The organism is Ideonella alba (genome assembly GCF_018069875.1).
In the GTDB taxonomy this organism is placed as follows: Bacteria; Pseudomonadota; Gammaproteobacteria; order Burkholderiales; family Burkholderiaceae_C; genus Ideonella; species Ideonella alba.
The window spans coordinates 93,140-108,341 of the sequence record NZ_JAGQDF010000012.1; the positions used below are offsets into that span (position 1 = coordinate 93,140).

The window sequence follows — 15,202 nt, forward strand, 5'->3', positions numbered from 1 at the left end:
TTTGTCGAAGTGGACATTCGAGCGAAGGCGATCGACGCCGAGGTCAGGTCATCCATCGCATCAGCCCGAGGGTCAAGGCGGCGAGGAAGGCCGTTTCGCCGACCATCAGGATGACGGGCCGCAGACCCACGGTCGCGAGCTGCTTGAGCTCGGTCTTCATGCCGATGCCGGCGATCGCGGCGACGAGGAACCAGCGCGAGCACTCGCTGCCCAGGGACTGGATGGACGTGGGAACGAATCCAGTGCTGTTGACCGCCACGATCAGCGCGAAGGCCAGCGCGAAGCCGGGCAGCAGCGGCGGACGCGGCCCCGCTTGCGCGCCGGGCTCGGCCGCAGCCAGGCGCACCCGGGTGACGGCCGACGCCAGCATGATCACCGGCAGCAGCATCGCGACGCGCAGCAGCTTGACGAGCGTGGCGACGTCGCCGGCCTGGCTGGACACGCTGTAGCCCGCGCCGACCACCTGCGCCACGTCGTGGATGGTCGCGCCGAGAAAGATGCCCGCGTGGCGAGCGTCCAGCCCAAGCGATCGCACCAGCATCGGGTAGGCCACCATCACCAGCGTGGACAGCGCCGAGACGCCGATCACGGTGAACAACGTCGCGCGTTCCTTCTGCGGATGCGCCGGCAAGGCCGCTGAGAGCGCCAGCGCGGCCGAGGCGCCGCAGATGGCGGTGGCCCCACCCGTGAGCAGACCGAACAGGCCCTGGAAGCCCATTGCGCGCGCGGCGAGCATCGACAGCCCGATGGTCAGCGCCACGCACAGCAGCACCATCGCCAACGGCCCCCAGCCCAGCGCCAGCACCTGCCCGGCCGTGATGCGCAGGCCCAGCAGGGCCACGCCCGCGCGCAGCAGGCCGCGCGAGCAGAACGCAATACCGGGGCCACACGGGCCTTCGGCAGCCAGGAAGTTCATCGCCAAGCCCAGCAGCAGCGCGAACAGCAGCACCGGCGCACCGTAGTGCTGCCCCAGAAAACCTGCCGCGGCGGCGACCACGGCGCACGCCATCGCGCCGGGGAACAGCGCGCGGAGCTGTGCAGGGCTCGCGGCCCGGGCGAGTGCGTTCAGCATGTCGATCACAGCTCAGGCCGTTGGCAGACGGTGGTCCCTGAACATCTCGCGCAGCTTGTTCTTTTGCATCTTGCCGGTGGCCCCGAGCGGGATCGCATCGACGAAGACCACGTCGTCAGGCGTCCACCACCTGGCGATCTTGCCTTCGTAGAACTGCAGCAGGCCTTCGCGCGTGAGCTCGGCGCCGGCCTTGCGCATGACCACCAGCAGCGGGCGCTCGTCCCATTTCGGGTGGCGCGCGGCGATGCAGGCCGCCATCGCCACCGCGGGGTGGGCCATCGCGATGTTCTCGAGTTCGATTGAGCCGATCCACTCGCCGCCTGACTTGATGACGTCTTTGCTGCGGTCGGTGATTTGCATGAAGCCGTCCGCGTCGATGAGGGCGACGTCGCCCGTGGGGAACCAGCCTTCCCGCAGTGGGTCGCCGCCCTCGCCTTTGAAGTATTGCTGGATGACCCACGGGCCCCTGACCATCAACTCGCCCGAGGTCTTGCCGTCCCAGGCCAGTTCCTCGCCGTCCTCGCCGACGATCTTCATGTCGATGCCGAAGATGCCGCGGCCCTGCTTGGACTGGATCGCCATGCGCGCCTGCGCGTCCAGCCTCTCCTGGTGGCCTTTGAGCACGCCGACCGTGCCCAGCGGGCTCAGTTCCGTCATGCCCCAGGCATGCAGCACCGTCACGCCATAGGTCTCCTGGAAGGTCCGCATCATCGCCGGCGGGCAGGCCGAGCCGCCGATGACGGTGCGTGTCATGGAACCGAAGCGCAGCTGGTTCGCCTGGACGTGGGCCAGCAGCCCTTGCCACACGGTGGGCACGCCTGCCGAGACGGTCACCTGCTCGCTCTCGAACAGCTCGTACAGGCTCTTGCCGTCCAGGTGCGGCCCTGGAAAGACCAGCTTGGCGCCCACCATGCAGGCTGCGTACGGCAGGCCCCAGGCGTTGACGTGGAACATCGGCACCACCGGCAGGATCACGTCGCGCGACGACAGCCCGAGCGAGTCCGGCAGCGCCACCGCGTAGGTGTGCAGAACGGTGGAGCGGTGGCTGTAGAGCGCGCCTTTGGGGTTGCCCGTCGTGCCGCTCGTGTAGCACAGCGAACTGGCGCGGTTCTCGTCGAAGCGCGGCCAGTCGAAGCGGTCACTCGCGGCGTCCAGCAAGTCTTCGTAGCACAGCAAGTGGGCGATCGTGCTGCTTGCTGGCATGTGCGCGCGGTCGGTCATCAGCACGAACTGGCGCACCTGCGGCAGGTGCGGGGCGACAGCCTCGACCAGCGGCAGGAAGGTCAGGTCGAAGAACACCACGCGGTCTTCGGCATGGTTGGCGATCCAGGCCAACTGCTCGGCGTGCAGGCGCGGGTTGAGCGTGTGCAGCACGGCGCCCATGCCGCTGACGGCGTAGTACAGCTCCATGTGGCGGTGGCCGTTCCAGGCCAGCGTGCCCACGCGCTCGCCGTCGGCCACGCCGAGCGCCTTCAGCGCGTTGGCCATGCGGCGCGAGCGGGCCGCCAGCTCGCGGAAGGTCTGGCGGTGCAGGTCGCCCTCCACGCGGCGCGACACCACCTGCTGTTCGCCGTGGTGGCGCTCGGCGTGCACGAGCAGGGAAGAGATCAGCAGCGGCTGCTGCATCATTTGTCCGAGCATGGGATGGGGTCCTTGACGGAGGTTGGTAGGGCGGGGCGGGCGCTCAATGGGCGGGGGCGACGGATGCCGGCGCGGCGTGCAACCGGGTCCCGCGAGCCGCCAGGCCGAAGAACAGGGCTGCAGAGATCGCCAGGACGTCAGTGGCCAGCAGCGACAGCGTCAGGCCGTTGGTCGCCCCGGCAGTGTTCATCCGGTCGCTCACCGCGCCGATGGCGAGGTTGCCGATGGCGATCGCGAACACGTTGATCAGCAGCATCGCGATGCCCGTGACCGTGGATCTCACGCGGTCCGGCGTCAGCCCCTGGATCAAGGCCATCGACGGGCCGTACGTGGCCAGCGGCAGGAAGAAGCCCGCACACATGCCCACGTAGAAGAGCAGGGAGCCCGGCGTGGCGAACCGGTAGGCCAGCATCAGCGGTCCGCACAGGACGATCAGCAGCATGGCGAAGCCGGCGTGGCCGCCCCTCATGTGCCGGGCCAAACGGTCGCTGAGCACGCCGCCGACACCCGCGCCCAGGATGCCGAAGACGATTTGCAGCCCGCCGATCTGGCGCGCGATCGCGGCGGCGTCGAAGCCGCGCTCGCGCACCAGCCAGAGCTGCGAGAACGACAAGCCCGCAAACGCCATGTGCACCAGCACGAAGCCGACGATGGTGTGCACGACCGTCGGGTTGCCTCGCAGCGAGGCCAGTGCCGCATTGATCTGCGGCAGGAAGGCCACTCCGCGGCGGGTCTCGTCGACGTTGTCTCGGCGATCTTTCAGCGCAAGCATCGGCACGCCGATCATCACCCCGACGATGCCCAGCAGGTAGAAGGTGCTCCGCCATCCTTGGGCCGCACCGAGCGTGCCGGCGAGCAGGAAGCTCAGGCCGATACCCAGCGGGATGCCCATGAAGAAGACGCCCACCGCGGTGCCCGCGCGGCGGGCCAGGAACAGCTCCACGAGCAGCGACACCGCGGCCGGCACCAGCGCCGCCTCGCCGGAGGCGACGAGGAAGCGCGCGAGCACCATCTGCTCGAAGCTCTGTGCGGCACCCGAGGCCGCGGTGCAGGCGCTCCAGATCAGGATGCCCGCGGCCATGACCCGGGTGCGGCTGAAACGATCGGCCAGGCTGCCCATGAAGACGGCCATCAGGCCATAGCTCAGCACCCAGACCGCCCCGGCCAGGAAGCCGTACTGCGCGTTGCTGAGCGCCAGGTCCCGCGTGATCTGCGGCGAGAAGCCGAGCAGCATGTTGCGGTCGATGTGGGCGATGACGTGGATGGCCAGCAGGGCGATCAGCACGCCGTTGGGCTTGTCTTTCCAGCGCATGACGGACTCCTGGGGTCGTGGGGCGGTGCCGGGCGGCATCGCATGGTGCGCTGCCGCCCGTCGGTGTCTGAACGGGGACGGTGAAGGGGCCTGGCGGCCCGCCCTCGTCAGTCGGGCTTGAAGCCGATGGCCTTCAACATCGCGGCCTGGCGGTCCGACGCGGCGCGCAGCGAGGCGACCAGCTCATCAGGCGTGGCGCCGGATCCCAGGCCCCAGCCCATCGTCGAGACGAAGGTCTCGCGCACCTTGGGATCCTGCAGGATCTTGAGGGTCTCGTCGCGCATCCTCTGCTGGATGTTGGCAGGCACGCCGGCGGCGGCCCACAAGCCAGCCCATGCCGTCTCGGTGAGTTCCTTGTAGCCCAGCTCCGCGAACGTGGGCACGTCGGGGAACGACACCAGGCGCTGCGGCGCCGTGGTGGCCAGCACCTTCAGCTTGCCCGCCTTCGCGAACGGCTGCACGTTGCTCGACGCGTCGAACATGGCTTGCACCTGCCCGCCCATCAGGTCCTGCAGCGCAGGCGGCGAGCCCTTGTATGGCACGTGCAACATGTCCAGACCGGCCAATTTGTTGAGCTCCAGGCCCAGCGTGTGCGACACCGTGCCCGCGCTGTAGGACGCGAAGTTGACCTTGCCCTTGTTCGCCTTGGCATAGGCAATGAAGCCTGCCAGATCGTTACCGGGCACCTGCAGATGCGTGGTCAGGACCAGACCGTAGGTGGCGAGCTGGACCAGCGGACGGAAGCTGGTCATCGGGTCGAACGGCATCTTCACCGCATGCGGGATCTCGGACGCGAACCCGTTGATCATGACCATGAAGGTCGAGCCGTCGCGCGGCGACTTGAGCACCTCGGCGGCCCCGATGATGCCCGCGGCGCCGGGCCTGTTCTCGACGATGACCTGTTGGCCCAGCGCCGGCGACAGGCGCTCGGACAGGATGCGCGCTACCTGGTCCAGGCCGCTGCCGGCCGGCGACGGGACGATCAGGCGGATGGTCTTTTCGGGCCAGGTCTGAGCGGCGGCGGCTGGCGCGAGGAGGCCCAGCGTCGAGCCGATCGCGGTGGCGAAAGCCGCGCGGTGGAACATGCGACGGCCGAGGTGATGGAACTGCTTCATGGTCTTGTCTCCTTGATGGCGGGGGGCCTGCGACCCGGACCGTTGCCGGGCCGTCGAGGCCGTTCCTCTGTCCTTGTCTACGTCCTATCGAGCCCAGCGCGATGGTGTGTAGCGGCCCGTCACAGCAGCGTTGATCAGCTCGGGAAGGCTCGCGAAGATCAGGCTGTGGCCGAGGCCTCCGAAGATCTTGATCTGCTTGAAGCTGCTTGTGGCCACGGTGAAGTTGCTGCCCCAGTCCTTGCTGAGCATGTTCATGCCGGCGCAGGTCTGGTGATAAATCTTGCCGCCTGCGTCCTCGATGATCTTGGCTTCGCCGTAGTGCTTGGCCATGTTGTACGACGGCGTGTCGGTCTGCGCCCACATCATCACGTCGGGGTGAACCTTTTTGCCCTCGATCGCACGCGCGATCATCCGGATTTCCTCGTAGGTCAGGTGCGGGCAGCCCATGTGCACGATGTCGACCTTGTCGGTCTTGGCGGTGCGCAGGTGCTCGTAGACCGCACGGACGTCGGCCAGCGTGATGGGGATGCGCTCGACATTGGCCGGCACCGCACCGCCGAAGGCCTGCTCCAGCGTGTCGGATCCCGGCGTGATGCCGATGAGGTGGAGCATGGGGTCGTTCATGCCGGGCGACGCGCAGGCCGTCAGGGCCTTGGCTGCGGAGGTCGTGAGCCGGTCCGGCATGTTGGTCACAGCCGGGATGCCGCGGTTGTTGACCTTCATCGCGATGGCACCGCCGAGCGCCGCCCAGTCGGCCGGGTCGTCCACGATGTGTTGCTTGATCTCGTCGGCCAGATCGAAGATCACCTTCGGGCGCCGGTTCTCTTCCAGCAGCATGCCGTATTTCGGCAGCACGCCGGCATAGGCGGCGTACATGCCGGTGACCGCGTTCTCGCGGTTGGTCTTCACGCCCATGATGGTGTTCAGGTAGGCGGCGCAGCTCGATTCGCACGAGGCCGCGTATTCGCCGCGCTTCGGGCTAACGGTGTTGAACTGCGGCGTGCACGAGTGCGTGGGCACCCAGCCCGCGTCCTTCATCGCCTCGTAGCCGCGCACCGACGCTTCGTGCACGATCTTCGGCAGCTTGTAGTACTTGTTGTTCCAAGGCGTGCCGGGTTCGTCGAAACGGTCGAGCTGGTGCAGGAACGGGTCGGTCGAGCACGTCACGCGCGGGTCGTCGGTCACCTTGGCGCCCATCTCGAACAGCGGCTCGAGCTGCAGGCCCTGGCCCCACTCGAACTGCTGGTACTCCGGCGTGTCGCGCGGCAGGTCTTTGACGCAGCCGATGTAGTGCACGAAGGTCAGCGGCACCATCTCCTCGGCGCCCACCGCACGGCCGAAGTCGACCAGCTTCTCCATCGCGAAGCGCTTGCCCTTGCCGTGCTTGCCTTCGAGCATTTCCTGTTCGTAGGTATTGAGTCTCATGATCGTCTCCTTGAGGTTCAGGCGTTCGCCGCGCGATGACGCGTGACGGTCACGGTGGCGGGCTTGCCGACTTCGTCGGCGACGATCTCGACCCAGTCGCCGGACTGGATGACTTCCAGCGGATCCGCATTCAGGCCGTCGATGGCGGGGATGTCGCTGGCGATGGCACCTGCGATGTCGATGTAGTGCACGTCGCGGCAGATCAGCGCCTTTGGTCCGGTGTGCGCTTCCTTGACCTTGAACAGCAGGCCGAACGATCCCGAGGTCGACCCGGTCACCGTCGGGTAGACGACGATCTTGTCCTTGACGCTCTGGCCGTTGAGCTTGTTGCCGAAGGCGCGGATCGTGCCGTCGTTGACAACGGAGCAAGGCGCCCAGCTGAGGTTCATGTCGCAGACCAGGGCTTCGCCCGCGGTCCGGCCCTTGGAACGGGCAGTTCCGGTGTACGTGTGTTTCTGTTCCATCGTCTCGTCTCCTTGTCGCGAGTCGTCGGTGCTGGGGCGGCCGGCGCGTGCTGGCCCTTGCGGTCGGCGGGCCGCTCGAAGCGGCAACCACCGAAGGCCGCATTGAAGACGCTGGGAGCTCCGTTCACATGTAGGATTGCGACAAGTAGTTGAAAAACAGTGACAACTGATGACCCAACTAACCCGCAGTGCCGGCTTGTCCGGGTTCTCGGATCTGGTCAGCGGCTACGGGCTGGACCCGGTTGAACTGGCAGCGCAGGCGCGCCTGCCCGCCCAGGCACTGACGCAGCCGGACCTGCTCGTGGCGGCCAGCAGCGTGGCCACCTTGCTGGATCTCGCCGCGGCCCGCACCGGCGTCGAGGACTTCGGCCTGCGACTGGCCGACAAGCGGCGCATGTCCAACATGGGCCCGATGGCGCTGCTCGCGGGCATGCAGCCGTCCTTGCGCCAGATGCTGGCCGTGGTCTGTCACTACCAGTCGCTGAACATCGGCCCGTTGTCGCTCTTGGTTGAGGAAGAGGGCGACGTCGCCGTCCTCCGCGGCAACATCGACCTCGCGGACCGCGTGGGCTCGCGGCAGGTCAGCGAGCTCATCTTCGGCGGTCTGTGCCGCTACATCCAGGCCGTGATGCAGACGGGCTGGCGGCCGCGTTCGGTGATGTTCCGCCACCTGCCGCCGCGAGGCCCGACCATGCATCGCGACCTGTTCCGCTGCTCTCCTGCCTTCCGGGCAGACTTCGATGGCCTCGTGCTGGCGCGTTCCGACCTGGACGTGGCCTTCGACGCGCCCGACCCCGTGCTGCTGAGCTACCTGCAGGACCACATCGACCAGTTGATCCGCGGTCGGGCACGCTCGATCAGCGAGGAAGTCGGTGAAGTCATCGTGGCTTTGCTGCCCACCGGACAGTGCAACGCCGACGCGGTAGCGGCGCATCTGGGCATGACGCGGCGCACGCTTCATCGGCGCCTGGCCGACGCGTCGACGAGCTTCCGCCAGTTGATGGAGGACAAGCGCCTGATCCTCGTCACGACCTACCTCGGTGGCCATCGCAAGCACAGTGAGATCGCTGAACTCGTCGGACTGAATTCGGCCAGCGGGCTGTCCCACTGGATGCGTCGGCACTCGGTGACGCCGCCGCCGCGCACCCGCCGCCGTTTGCGTTGACGTCGAGTCATCTGAGGAGATCGGGATATCCCGAGTGTGTCCCGAAAATGCACTCGCATGTCCCGGGTTTGCATCTCCTGGAACGCGAGCGCCGAAGAATCTCCCCTGCCGATCGGACATGCGGCGCACGCATCGGCACCGCGGCGGACCCTGCCCAACGACGCAGGGCCCGCCCGCAGGTTTCCGGCACCCGCTCACCCCAAGGACAACCGCCATGCATTTCCTCGACGACTCGCTGTTTCCCGAGAATCAGCAACCCCTGGTGATCCAGGTCGCTCCGTACGGCCCCGAATTCCTGCCCGGCGACTCCGACGACATCCCGGTGTCCATGGACGCGCAGATCCAAAAGGCCGTCGACTGCTACAACGCTGGCGCCACAGTGCTGCACGTGCACGTGCGCGAGGAAGACGGCAAAGGCAGCAAGCGGCTGTCGAAGTTCAACGAGATGCTGGCCCGGTTGCGCGAAGCCGTGCCGAAGATGCTGCTGCAGGTGGGCGGCTCGATCTCCTTCGCGCCCGAGGGCGAAGGCGCCGGGGCCCAGTGGCTGAACGACGACACGCGGCACATGCTGGCCGAGCTCACGCCGAAGCCCGATCAGGTCACGATCGCGATCAACACCAACCAGATGAACGTCTGCGAACTGATGAGCGCCGACGACGTGGCCGGCACCTCGCTGGCGCTGCCGGCCTACCAGGCGGCCTACAGCGAGATGACCATCCCGTCTGGCCCGGCCTTCGTCACCGAACACCTCAGGCGCCTGCAGGCCAAAGGCATCCAGCCGCACTTCATGCTCGGCGACGTCGGCCAGCTCGAGACCGTGGAGCGCCTGATTCGCCGTGGCCACTACCACGGCCCGCTGGTGCTCAACCACGTGATGATCGGGGGCGGCATGGACGGCCCCAACCCCACCAACATGCTGGAGTTCATTCGCCGCGTGCCGACCGGTGCCGTGCTGACCATCGAGGGCATCATGCGCACCGTGCTTCCGCTGAACGCCATGGCCATTGCGATGGGCCTGCATGTGCGCGTTGGCATCGAGGACAACCTGTGGGGCCGCAAGGGTGAACGCATCACCAGCGTCCAGCAGGTCGAGCAGATGGTTCGCATCGCGCGCGAGCTGTATCGCGAGGTGGCCACCGGCGAACAGGCGCGAGAGATCTACCAGATCGGCACGCAGTACCGCAGCACGGACGAGACACTGGCCAGGCTCGGCTACTCGCCCAATCGCCAGCCCGGCGAACGTGGTGCACCGATGCTTCGAGCCGCATGAGCGCCGCTCGACTGGCCAGCCGCGTGGCCCTGATCACCGGGGCCGGCCGCGGCCTCGGCGGGACGATCGCACGCGCCTATGCCCGCGAGGGTGCTCGCCTCGTGCTCTGCGACCTCGACACCGAGGCGCTCGACGAGACCCGCGCTGCCGTCACGGCGCTCGGTGCCGAGTGCCTGGCCCTGCGCTGCGACGTCTCGGACCGCGCCGCGGTCGATGCGATGTTCGAGCAGGCCGGCAACCGATTCGGCACCGTCGACATCCTCGTGAACAACGCTGCCCGCGTGCCGGGCTCGCCCGAGGAGGCCGAGCGCCGCAACAGGCATTACGCCTACGCCACCACGCCAGTGCCGCGCCGGTCGCTGGGCATCGTCGCGTCGCTCAGCGACGACGACTGGCTCAAGTGGTGGGGCGTCAACATGCATGGCGTGTTCTGGTGCACGCGCGCGGCATTGCGCTTCATGGAGCCGCAGCGCTCGGGCCAGATCATCAACGTGGCCTCGGTGTCCGCGCTGGGTGCTGCCAGCGTGCACAGCCCGGGCTACTCGGCCAGCAAGGCCGGCGTGATCAGCCTGACCCGGACAACGGCCTACGACGTCGCCGGCGCCAACATCTTCGTCAACGCGATCGCCTGTGGTGGCGTGATGACGCCGCCCTTCGAGGCCTACCTCGCCGCCGCCACCGAGGCCCAGCGCAACAGCCTGTTCCAGATGGTCCCGGCGGGGCGCCTCGGCGCGCCCGAGGAATACGCCAACGTCGCGGTCTTCCTTGCGGCCGGTGGGCACTATCTGGTCGGGCAGGTCATCAGCCCGAACGGCGGCATGGTGATCTGATGCCCGCCCCGATCCCGTTGATCGCACTCAGCGCGCTGCCGGTCGGCCGAGGCCTGCGGGTCTGCCGCGACGGGCTGGACCTGGCGGTCTTCAGGGTCGGTGATTCCGCGTACGCCGTCGACGACTCCTGCCCCCATGCCGGCGCCTCGCTCGCCAATGGCAGGCTGAGTGGGACGCGTGTGCGCTGCCCGGTGCATGGGCTGACGTTCGAGCTCGATCCGGCATGCCCTCCGGGCCCACCCATGCTGCAAGCCAGGAAGCATGCCGTTCGAGTCATCGACGGCGTGGTGATGCTGGAGCTGCCCGATGCTGTGCAGGATGTTGGCGCCGACGTGGAACGCCAGCTGCGATAGACGGCCGCGACTCGAGTCGCCAGTTCCCGGGTTTCGTCGGACCAATTCCGAACGATCGATCTTCCAGCACACGCTTCACAGAGACGCCCGCATGACTGTTGTCGGGCAGTGAGCCGGAGGACCGCCCTGGCCGGTAGCAGGCGATGAGCGACCCAGCATCGACCGACTGCAACCGCTGCCAAGTGGCCCTGCATAGGACATGAGAGTCGACACGTCGGCGCCCTTCTTGGGCCTGGTGGTGCCTCAATCTGCGAGCAGTCCGACTTCGACGAGCCGTACTTGTTGGAGTCACGGGGGTGAGCTCAGGGCCGACGGCGCAGCGACCGCTGCACGGCGGCCGCCCCGTCCACCGCAGCGGCAGGAGATCGCCGCGCAGACGCCTCAACGCCCCACCCGTCGCCCGCGCTCCCAGGCCTGCAGCCGCTGGCGCCAGGCCTGCAGCGCCTTCTCGGGGTGGGCGTCGGCAATCGCCGCCAGGCGCTCCAGCAGGGCCTGCTGTTCGGCGTCCGGGTGTGACGGGAAGGTGGGCTCCACCGTGACCAGGTAGTCGCCGCGCTCGGCGCTGCCGCGCGCCAGAGGAAAGCCCTGGCCGGGCAGGCGGTAGACCAGGCGGCCGCGGCGCAGGCGCATCTGTTGCAGGCCGGTGGGGGCAGGCACCTCGATCCATTGCTGGGCCAGCCAGGCAAAGCCGTCCACCGGCAGCTGGCAGCGCAGCGTGCCGTCGTCGCTCCACTGGAACAGCGGGTGCGGGGCCAGCTCGATGCGCAGCTCCAGCCGGCCATCGAAGCCGCCGCGGTGCCGTCCGCCGCCGTCGGCCATCAGCACGTCGCCCTGGCGCAGGCCGGCCGGCAGGCGCACGCTGCAGCGGTAGCGCCAGGTCTGCTGGCCGGCGCCGTCGCAGGTGGGGCAGCTGGTCTGTCGCTGGCCGCTGCCCTGGCAGTCGGCGCAGGCCTTGTCGGTGGCCGGCCAGGCCAGCCACCAGTCCTGGCGCTGCCGGCCGCTGCCGCGGCAGCTGGGGCAGGGCTGCGGCTCACCCAGCACGCCGCGGCCGTCGCAGGGCAGGCAGGGGTCGACCAGGCGGCCGCGCAGGTCGCGCGTGGCGCCTTGCACGGCCTCTTCGATGGACAGGCGCACGCGGCGGCGCACCACGCGGCCCTCTGCGGCCGACGTTGCAGGGGCCTGATCGGCCTCATCCACCGGCGCCAGCGTGGCCAGGCGGATGCGCTCATAGGCGCCGTTGATGCGCTGGATCAGTGCCGCGGCCTCGGCCGACGCATTGCGGTCCGGGTGCCAGCGCGACACCATCCGCCGCCAGGCCTGCTTGACCTCAGCGTCGGTGGCGCCGGGCGCCAGGCCCAGTTCGACGTAGGCGTCGTCGATGCTCACGTTTCATCCCCCCTGCAGCAACAGCGGGCATTGTCGCTGCTGCGTCAGGGAGTCGGCGGGCGCTGTGGGGGCCGTGGTGTCGGCGCCGCTGGCGGCGATTTGCCACCCGCGTGTGCTGCGGTGGGGATTCTTCGAGCGCCGGCCGCCGATGCGGGCGGCGTCCCACGCTATCGGCCCAGCCTGATCACCAGGGCCACCTGAGCAGAGACCACAAGCGCGTGCCTGTACTGCGACCGTGACGGCGAGGCCCTGCGCGCAGCGCATCAGCCCCGACCCCTCCCGGCCCTACAACTGCCGCGCCAGCGCCTTGCAGTCGTCGTAGGTGCGATCGGGCGTGCCGCCCCAGAAGCGGCGCACGTAGCTGCCGTTGAGCAACCGCAGCTGTTCCTGCAGGGCGTCGCGGTCCTGGGCCATGCAGGCGAAGTAGGCGTAGGCGTTGCGGTGGTCGACGTGCGGGTGGCGTGACAGACGGTCCTCGAAGCCGGCTTTCATGGACGGCCACGAGGCACGGGTGGCGCTGAACAGCCGCTGCTTCACCTCCCGGTCGCTGAGCTCGCTGTAGAGCCGCGCGTACATCTCCAGGCCGCGGGTGTCGCGCGTCGCCTGTGCCGCCCGGGCAATGAAGCGTTCGATGATGTCGACGCTGCCGCCCCAGCGGGGCAGCATGGTCGTGAGCATCTCGACGTAGAGCTCGTCATGGTCGGGGTTCCTGGCGATGCCGTTGTCGAAGATCGGCATCAGGCGCGCGTGGCCCAGACCCAGGCCGCGGCCGACCTGGATCACCATCAGGTTCCACGAACTGTCCTGGGCCAGCAGGGTTTCGTGGCGCTGCAGTTGCTCGAAGGACCGTTTCAGCAGGGTCTCGAAGCGCGGCAGCGCCGTGCTCGAGACGGTCTCGTAGGTGCCGGTGCCGCGCACATACCACGCGTGCTGCCGCAGAACCTGCGCGTGCAGCAGCTGAGCCATCGCGGATTGGGGGTGGGCCTGGGCCCACTGCTGGGTCAGCAGGTCAAGCTGGGTGAAGTAGCCCTCGCTGACAGGCAGGTCGTCGTCGCTGATCGACTCGACGCCCCGCCAGAACTGCGTGACCAGCTCGGTCCCGGTCTGTGGTGCGCGCGCGCCTGGTCGGGCGGCGCTGGCGTACAGACGCTCCAGCGCGGCGAAGTCGCCAAAGCGCAGCGCCTCGCGCGCCTGGTCCCGCACCGAAACCGCCGGTGCGGTGGGCTGGGCGTGGCTCATTGCAGCGAGGCTCAACAGGCCCGTGGCCAGCAGGGCGCGCAGGCAGCGCAGGCCGTCAACGTGCACCACGTTCATCTCCCTCGAGTTTCCAGACGAACTCCAGACGCACCTCCTGCTCTGGCTGGGCGCTGAAGCGGCGCTCGCGCATCTTCGCCAGTGCGGCGCCGTCGAGCAGCGCTTCGAAGGCCAGCGGCCGGTGGTCGCGGATGCCCGGCACGCGGATGTTGCGTGCCACCACCTCGGCGCGCTGCACCTGGCCTTGCGCGTCCACCCGGGCGCGCACGGTGGTGCTGCCCTGCACGCCGAAGTGGCGCGCGGCGCGCGGGTAGCTGCTGTCGCCGCTGGTGTCGGCCTTCACCTGCTCAGGCAGCAGTTCCTCGACATCCGGCAGCAGCGAGTAGCGGAACACCTGCAGCGCCTTGGCGCGGTCGGTGCCGGGGGCGGCCAGCTGGGTCTGCAGCCACCACTGGCTGATCGCGCAGCGTTCCCGGCGGTCCGGCGCGTCGGGCCGCCGATCTCGTGCAAACACCATGCGGGCCAGGAAGGGCGTCATGGGCGCGGCCGTGACCGGCAGGCCCTCGCGCAGCTGTGCGGCGGCCTGCGCCCCAGCCAGCAGGTCGGCATTGGCCGGGCGTGGGGGCAGGTCCGACCGCGTCGTGCCCCAGCGCGCCAGCAGGGCCTGTTCGGCGGCGAGCAGCGCGGGCCGCACCTCCGCCGGCGCGGCCTGGACGATGGCGATGCGGCGCGCATAGAACAGCGGCTCATGGGTCTGGCAGGCGGTGGGCGCGAGCGCGGCCTGCAACCAGGCCTCGTCATGCGCCGGGCCGGTGCTCTCGACGAAGCCGATCAGCAGTTCGTTGACCGAGCGCAGCAGCAGCGCCTGGGTCAGCGCCGACCCGCGCAGCGCCGGATCCCGCTGTGCCGCGCGCTCCTCGGCGATCCAGGTGGGCACCATCGTCCTCAGGCGGCGAGACAGCGCCTGGGTCGATTCGCTCACGCTGGCACGCAGCGCCGGGTCCAGCGCCATGCTGCCGGGCAACAGCATCTCGCGCTCGGTCCACTCCACGATGTGCTGGACCACGTCGGCGTCATACTCGGCCATCAGCGCCTGGGCCGTGGGGGCCTTGCTGGTGGCGCCGGGGGCCGTGTTGGTCGCCGCCAGGGCGCCGGTGGCACTCGCCGCCACCACGCCACTCAGCAGGAGCCATCGCCCCTGAGTGATCACCCGCCGCATCGCTGCCCTCCCAGGCCGTTGAGCTCGTTGGTCTGCGAGCCATCATAGCGGCGGGCGACCCGAGGCGCGCCCGGGCCCCCGTCCACGCCGCTCAGCCTTCGTTCTGCGACAGCCGCCCATTCGCCGCCAGCCGCACCCGCCGCACATTCGCCGGCTGGTTGATGCGCCAGGGGCAGCGCCGCGCCTGCAGCAGGCGGTCGCGGCCCAGGCGCTTGATGCTGACGCGGTCGTCCTGGTTGCCGCCCAGCACGTGGAAGGCGCTGTCGTCCTCGCCCACGTAGACGCCCACATGGCCCTGGAAGCCGTTGCGCGCGCCGCGCCAGAAGACCAGCACGTCGCCCAGCATCGGCGTGTCTGCCGGGTTGCCCCAGGCCTGCCAGTTGCGGGCCATCAGGGCGTTGCCGCGGGGCGCGTTGTCCCAGCCGGCCTGGCCGGCCACATAGGCCAAGGCCAGGCCGCACCAGGCGGTGGCGTCGTCGCGGTAGACACGGTCCAGGCCGATGCTGCGGGCCCAGTCCAGGATCGTGGGGTTGGAGCCGGGGCCCAGGTCTTCGGCGGTGCCGAAGATCTTCAGGAACTCCTTGAGCAGGCGCGGGCCGGGTTCGGCGTCGAGCCAGGCGTAGGCGGCGGGAAGCGGCGTCGGCATGGGGTCTCCTTCGGCGTGCGCGGGCATCGGCCCGCCGAACGAGGATAGCC

14 protein-coding genes are annotated in these 15,202 nt (G+C 69.1%); 4 read left to right on the top strand and 10 right to left on the bottom strand.

The features are described from left to right. Positions 1 to 43: 43 nt before the first annotated feature. The 6 genes from KAK07_RS18960 to KAK07_RS18985 all read right to left on the bottom strand — a co-directional run bounded on the left by KAK07_RS18960 (position 44) and on the right by KAK07_RS18985 (position 7,029). A complete protein-coding gene (locus KAK07_RS18960) occupies positions 44 to 1,072 on the bottom strand; it encodes a YeiH family protein (protein ID WP_210851566.1) in 1,029 nt (342 codons plus the stop codon). A 12-nt stretch (positions 1,073 to 1,084) separates the two neighbouring features. Further along, complete coding sequence (locus KAK07_RS18965) at positions 1,085 to 2,713, bottom strand: 3-(methylthio)propionyl-CoA ligase (RefSeq protein ID WP_210851567.1); 1,629 nt, start codon at positions 2,711 to 2,713, stop codon at positions 1,085 to 1,087. 43 nt (positions 2,714 to 2,756) lie between these two features. Then, on the bottom strand, positions 2,757 to 4,025 hold the full coding sequence (locus KAK07_RS18970; RefSeq protein WP_210862583.1) for an MFS transporter: 1,269 nt from the start codon (positions 4,023 to 4,025) through the stop codon (positions 2,757 to 2,759). 107 nt (positions 4,026 to 4,132) lie between these two features. Beyond that, positions 4,133 to 5,140, bottom strand: coding sequence for a Bug family tripartite tricarboxylate transporter substrate binding protein (locus tag KAK07_RS18975; RefSeq protein ID WP_210851569.1), 1,008 nt, complete (start codon positions 5,138 to 5,140; stop codon positions 4,133 to 4,135). 84 nt (positions 5,141 to 5,224) lie between these two features. After that, positions 5,225 to 6,565: an aconitase X catalytic domain-containing protein gene (locus KAK07_RS18980; RefSeq protein ID WP_256441141.1), complete on the bottom strand. Its 1,341-nt coding sequence runs from the start codon at positions 6,563 to 6,565 to the stop codon at positions 5,225 to 5,227. A 17-nt stretch (positions 6,566 to 6,582) separates the two neighbouring features. After that, positions 6,583 to 7,029, bottom strand: coding sequence for an aconitase X swivel domain-containing protein (locus KAK07_RS18985; protein ID WP_210851571.1), 447 nt, complete (start codon positions 7,027 to 7,029; stop codon positions 6,583 to 6,585). A 169-nt stretch (positions 7,030 to 7,198) separates the two neighbouring features. Here KAK07_RS18985 and KAK07_RS18990 point away from each other — a divergent pair, with 169 nt between their 5' ends. From KAK07_RS18990 to KAK07_RS19005, 4 genes are all read left to right on the top strand, one after another. Next, a complete protein-coding gene (locus tag KAK07_RS18990; RefSeq protein ID WP_210862585.1) occupies positions 7,199 to 8,194 on the top strand; it encodes an AraC family transcriptional regulator in 996 nt (331 codons plus the stop codon). Positions 8,195 to 8,408: 214 nt separating this feature from the next. After that, complete coding sequence (locus tag KAK07_RS18995) at positions 8,409 to 9,464, top strand: beta-keto acid cleavage family enzyme (RefSeq protein ID WP_210851573.1); 1,056 nt, start codon at positions 8,409 to 8,411, stop codon at positions 9,462 to 9,464. A gap of 23 nt (positions 9,465 to 9,487) precedes the next feature. Further along, positions 9,488 to 10,294, top strand: a complete 807-nt coding sequence (locus KAK07_RS19000) for an SDR family NAD(P)-dependent oxidoreductase (protein ID WP_310738445.1) — start codon at positions 9,488 to 9,490, stop codon at positions 10,292 to 10,294. Then, positions 10,294 to 10,647 (top strand): Rieske (2Fe-2S) protein, encoded by a 354-nt coding sequence (locus KAK07_RS19005; protein WP_210851575.1) that lies wholly within the window; start codon positions 10,294 to 10,296, stop codon positions 10,645 to 10,647. The genes KAK07_RS19000 and KAK07_RS19005 overlap by 1 nt, the downstream gene beginning before the upstream one ends. Before the next feature lie 381 nt (positions 10,648 to 11,028). Here KAK07_RS19005 and KAK07_RS19010 read toward each other — a convergent pair whose 3' ends face one another. From KAK07_RS19010 to KAK07_RS19025, 4 genes are all read right to left on the bottom strand, one after another. After that, the gene (locus KAK07_RS19010) at positions 11,029 to 12,033 is read right to left on the bottom strand and encodes a DnaJ C-terminal domain-containing protein (RefSeq protein WP_210862588.1); all 1,005 of its coding nucleotides are present in this window, start codon (positions 12,031 to 12,033) and stop codon (positions 11,029 to 11,031) included. A 285-nt stretch (positions 12,034 to 12,318) separates the two neighbouring features. Continuing rightward, positions 12,319 to 13,347, bottom strand: a complete 1,029-nt coding sequence (locus KAK07_RS19015) for a DUF4034 domain-containing protein (RefSeq protein ID WP_210862590.1) — start codon at positions 13,345 to 13,347, stop codon at positions 12,319 to 12,321. After that, entirely contained in the window at positions 13,328 to 14,458 is a 1,131-nt protein-coding gene (locus KAK07_RS19020; RefSeq protein ID WP_210862592.1) for an energy transducer TonB, read from the bottom strand. The genes KAK07_RS19015 and KAK07_RS19020 overlap by 20 nt, the downstream gene beginning before the upstream one ends. Positions 14,459 to 14,597: 139 nt before the next feature. Next, a complete protein-coding gene (locus KAK07_RS19025) occupies positions 14,598 to 15,152 on the bottom strand; it encodes a TIGR02594 family protein (protein WP_210862594.1) in 555 nt (184 codons plus the stop codon). Positions 15,153 to 15,202 lie beyond the last annotated feature (50 nt).

Bases quoted from the DNA above. Each gene is read 5' to 3' on its own strand.
- KAK07_RS18960 (WP_210851566.1), bottom strand. From the start codon at position 1,072: ATGCTGAACGCACTCGCCCGGGCCGCGAGCCCTGCACAGCTCCGCGCG.
- KAK07_RS18965 (WP_210851567.1), bottom strand. From the start codon at position 2,713: ATGCTCGGACAAATGATGCAGCAGCCGCTGCTGATCTCTTCCCTGCTC.
- KAK07_RS18970 (WP_210862583.1), bottom strand. From the start codon at position 4,025: ATGCGCTGGAAAGACAAGCCCAACGGCGTGCTGATCGCCCTGCTGGCC.
- KAK07_RS18975 (WP_210851569.1), bottom strand. From the start codon at position 5,140: ATGAAGCAGTTCCATCACCTCGGCCGTCGCATGTTCCACCGCGCGGCT.
- KAK07_RS18980 (WP_256441141.1), bottom strand. From the start codon at position 6,565: ATGAGACTCAATACCTACGAACAGGAAATGCTCGAAGGCAAGCACGGC.
- KAK07_RS18985 (WP_210851571.1), bottom strand. From the start codon at position 7,029: ATGGAACAGAAACACACGTACACCGGAACTGCCCGTTCCAAGGGCCGG.
- KAK07_RS18990 (WP_210862585.1), top strand. From the start codon at position 7,199: ATGACCCAACTAACCCGCAGTGCCGGCTTGTCCGGGTTCTCGGATCTG.
- KAK07_RS18995 (WP_210851573.1), top strand. From the start codon at position 8,409: ATGCATTTCCTCGACGACTCGCTGTTTCCCGAGAATCAGCAACCCCTG.
- KAK07_RS19005 (WP_210851575.1), top strand. From the start codon at position 10,294: ATGCCCGCCCCGATCCCGTTGATCGCACTCAGCGCGCTGCCGGTCGGC.
- KAK07_RS19015 (WP_210862590.1), bottom strand. From the start codon at position 13,347: ATGAACGTGGTGCACGTTGACGGCCTGCGCTGCCTGCGCGCCCTGCTG.
- KAK07_RS19025 (WP_210862594.1), bottom strand. From the start codon at position 15,152: ATGCCGACGCCGCTTCCCGCCGCCTACGCCTGGCTCGACGCCGAACCC.